This window comes from Bradyrhizobium sp. 179, from assembly GCF_023073535.1.
GTDB lineage: Bacteria > Pseudomonadota > Alphaproteobacteria > Rhizobiales > Xanthobacteraceae > Bradyrhizobium.
Map to the genome: position 1 here is coordinate 1 of NZ_JADPJR010000047.1, position 2,810 is coordinate 2,810.

A 2,810-nucleotide genomic window follows, 5' to 3' on the forward strand; every position below is an offset into this window, starting at 1 on the left:
GTATCCCTCCGGCGTCGGCCGCCTTGTTTAGTTTGAGAGGCGGCCCGAGGATTTGACCTTAAGTCTAGCTTTAAGGTCACGGTGCGAATGCAGGTGAATGTGTTGGGCGCCGAGCGTCGGCGACGATGGAGTTACGACGAGAAGGTTCGCCTTGTCGAAGAGACCTTGCAGGCCGGCGAGACGGTCTGCGGCGTCGCACGCCGGCACGGGGTGGCTCACAGCCTGCTGTTCACCTGGCGTCGACAAGCGCGCCAGGGGCGACTGGGCGGAGATTCCGTGCCAGCTCTCGTTCCCGTCGAGATCACGCCGGTGGCGGCTCCGATCTCGAGCGACGCGCCACAACCGGCATCTTCCCCGCCTGCGCAGCGTGCAAGGGCTGGAATCATCGAGATCGAGCTTGGCGGCGGCTGTCGCGTTCGCGTTGACCGTGACGTAGACGTTGAGGCGCTGCAGCGAGTTCTTGAGCTGCTGCGGCGACGATGATCCCGATTCCGAGCGGCGTCAGGGTTTGGATCGCCACTGGCCACACCGACATGCGTCGCGGCATGCGAAGCCTGGCTCTTACAGTTCAGGAGAGCCTGAGGCGCGATCCGCACGCTGGCGATCTCTACATCTTCCGGGGCCGCCGCGGCGATCTGGTCAAGATCCTTTGGCATGACGGGTTAGGCATGTCGCTCTATGCCAAGCGTCTGGATCGCGGCAAGTTCATCTGGCCGTCGGCCTCGGCCGGCGCGGTGTCGATCTCCGCGGCGCAGATGGCTTATATGCTGGAAGGAATTGACTGGAGGAATCCGCAACTGAGCTGGCGACCGCAGAGCGCGGGCTGATCTAGGAAAATCTGCGGTTGCCGGCATTTTGAGGAGTCCCAACGCGTCCGACTTGTGATTCACTGCGTCGCATGGATGCTGATCGCGACGCTGTTCCGGATGACGTTGCCGCCCTGAAAGAGGCGCTGGCAGTCGAGCGCGCGAAGGGTTTGGAGGTCGCCGCTGAACTCGCGGTCGCCCGCGCGAAAGCGTCGCAAGACGAAGCGCTGATTGCCCAGCAGAAGCTGCAGATCGCCAGGCTAAAACATCAGATCTATGGGCAACGGTCAGAGCGTTCAGCGCGGCTGATCGAGCAGTTGGCGCTGACGTTCGAAGAGCTGGAGGCCGACGCCACCGAGGACGAGCTTGCGGCGGAACGGGCCGTGGCGATGACGACGACGGTGCGTGGATTTACGCGCCAGCGTGCCGAGCGCCAGACCTTCCCTGAGCATCTGCCGCGGGAACGGGTGGTGATCGATGGGCCTACGGCTTGTGAATGCTGCGGCAGCAATCGCCTTCGCAAGCTCGGCGAGGATGTGACCCGCACGCTGGAAGTGGTGCCGCGCCAGTGGAAGGTGATCGAGACGGTTCGGGAGAAGTTCTCCTGCCGCGACTGCGAGAAGATCAGCCAGGCGCCGGCCCCGTTCCATGCCGTCGCCCGGGGATGGGCTGGCCCAAGCCTCCTGGCCATGATCATGTTCGAGAAGTTCGGCCAACATCAGCCGTTGAACCGCCAGTCCGAGCGCTACGCTCTGGAAGGCGTGCCGATCGCACTGTCGACCATGGCGGATGCCGTTGGGGCGGTCTGTGCCTCGCTAGATCCGTTGCTGCGCCGCCTTGAGGCCCATGTCATGGCGGCCGAGCGCCTTCATGCCGACGATACGACCGTGCCGGTGCTGGCTAAGGGTAAGACCGATACGGGGCGGTGCTGGATCTACGTGCGGGACGACAAGCCATTTGGTGGAGCCGGCCCGCCAGCGGCGATGTTCTACTACTCGCGCGACCGTAAGGGCGAGCATCCCCAGGGGCATCTGGCCCGATATGCCGGCATCCTGCAGGCCGACGCCTATGATGGGTACAACCAACTCTATCTGGTGGGACGCCAGCCCGGACCGATCCGAGAGGCTGCCTGCTGGTCGCATGGAAGGCGTCCGTTCTTCGCCATGGCCGACATCGAAGAGAATGCGCGGCGCAAGGCTGCTGGCAAAAAGGAGATCCCGCTCTCGCCCATCGCGGTCGAGGTCGTGCGCCGGATCGATGCGCTGTTCGAGATCGAACGCTCCATCAATGGCAGGAGTGCGGAGGAGCGTGTTCAGGTGCGGCAGACGCTGAGCCGTCCCTTGGTCGATGATCTTCAGGTCTACATGCGGGAACAGCTCGCTAAGCTCTCCCGTGGGCACGACCTGGCCAAGGCGTTCAACTATATCCTGAAGCGATGGACGAGCTTCACGCTGTTCCTGGAAGATGGACGCGTGTGTCTCTCCAACAATGCCGCCGAACGGGGCTTGCGAGGCATCGCTCTTGGACGGAAGTCCTGGCTGTTCTGCGGATCTGATCGCGGAGGGCGGCGCGCCGCAGCCATGTACAGCCTCATCGTCACGGCGAAAATGAACGGCATCGACCCGCAGGCCTGGCTCGCCGACATCCTCGCCCGCATTGCCGCCCATCCGGCTCATCGGCTGGACGAACTTCTGCCCTGGAATTGGACGCCAGCATCAGCACTCTCCGCTCGAGCGGCATGACCACGCACGTCAACAAGGTCCATCACGTCACCACCATCACCCAGGTCGCGAAAGACCTCGGCGAAGACGAAGATTGGCTGTGGGACATCGCCAACGAAATGGAGATCGAGGACGGCGTCATCTGGGTCTATGGCGTCGGAGAACACGGCATCCAGGCGTTCACCGACTTTGGAATCGAAAACCTCATCGAGCTGATCAGGTTCTATAAAGACAACCCTGGACTGCTCAGGCGGTAACCCTGCGGCCTACGCCGAATGGATAC

At 63.1% G+C, this 2,810-nt stretch carries 3 protein-coding genes and 1 pseudogene; all 4 read left to right on the forward strand.

Annotated features, from left to right (window positions below):
- Positions 1-87 precede the first annotated feature (87 nt).
- A pseudogene (locus IVB12_RS10610) lies at positions 88-243 on the forward strand (transposase); the annotation flags it as partial.
- A 236-nt stretch (positions 244-479) separates the two neighbouring features.
- Positions 480-827 (forward strand): IS66 family insertion sequence element accessory protein TnpB, encoded by a 348-nt coding sequence (gene tnpB / locus IVB12_RS10615; RefSeq protein WP_247298588.1) that lies wholly within the window; start codon positions 480-482, stop codon positions 825-827.
- A 71-nt stretch (positions 828-898) separates the two neighbouring features.
- The gene (locus IVB12_RS10620; RefSeq protein WP_247298591.1) at positions 899-2,548 is read left to right on the forward strand and encodes an IS66 family transposase; all 1,650 of its coding nucleotides are present in this window, start codon (positions 899-901) and stop codon (positions 2,546-2,548) included.
- Positions 2,545-2,784, forward strand: coding sequence for a hypothetical protein (locus tag IVB12_RS10625; RefSeq protein WP_247298594.1), 240 nt, complete (start codon positions 2,545-2,547; stop codon positions 2,782-2,784). The genes IVB12_RS10620 and IVB12_RS10625 overlap by 4 nt, the downstream gene beginning before the upstream one ends.
- Positions 2,785-2,810: the final 26 nt, after the last annotated feature.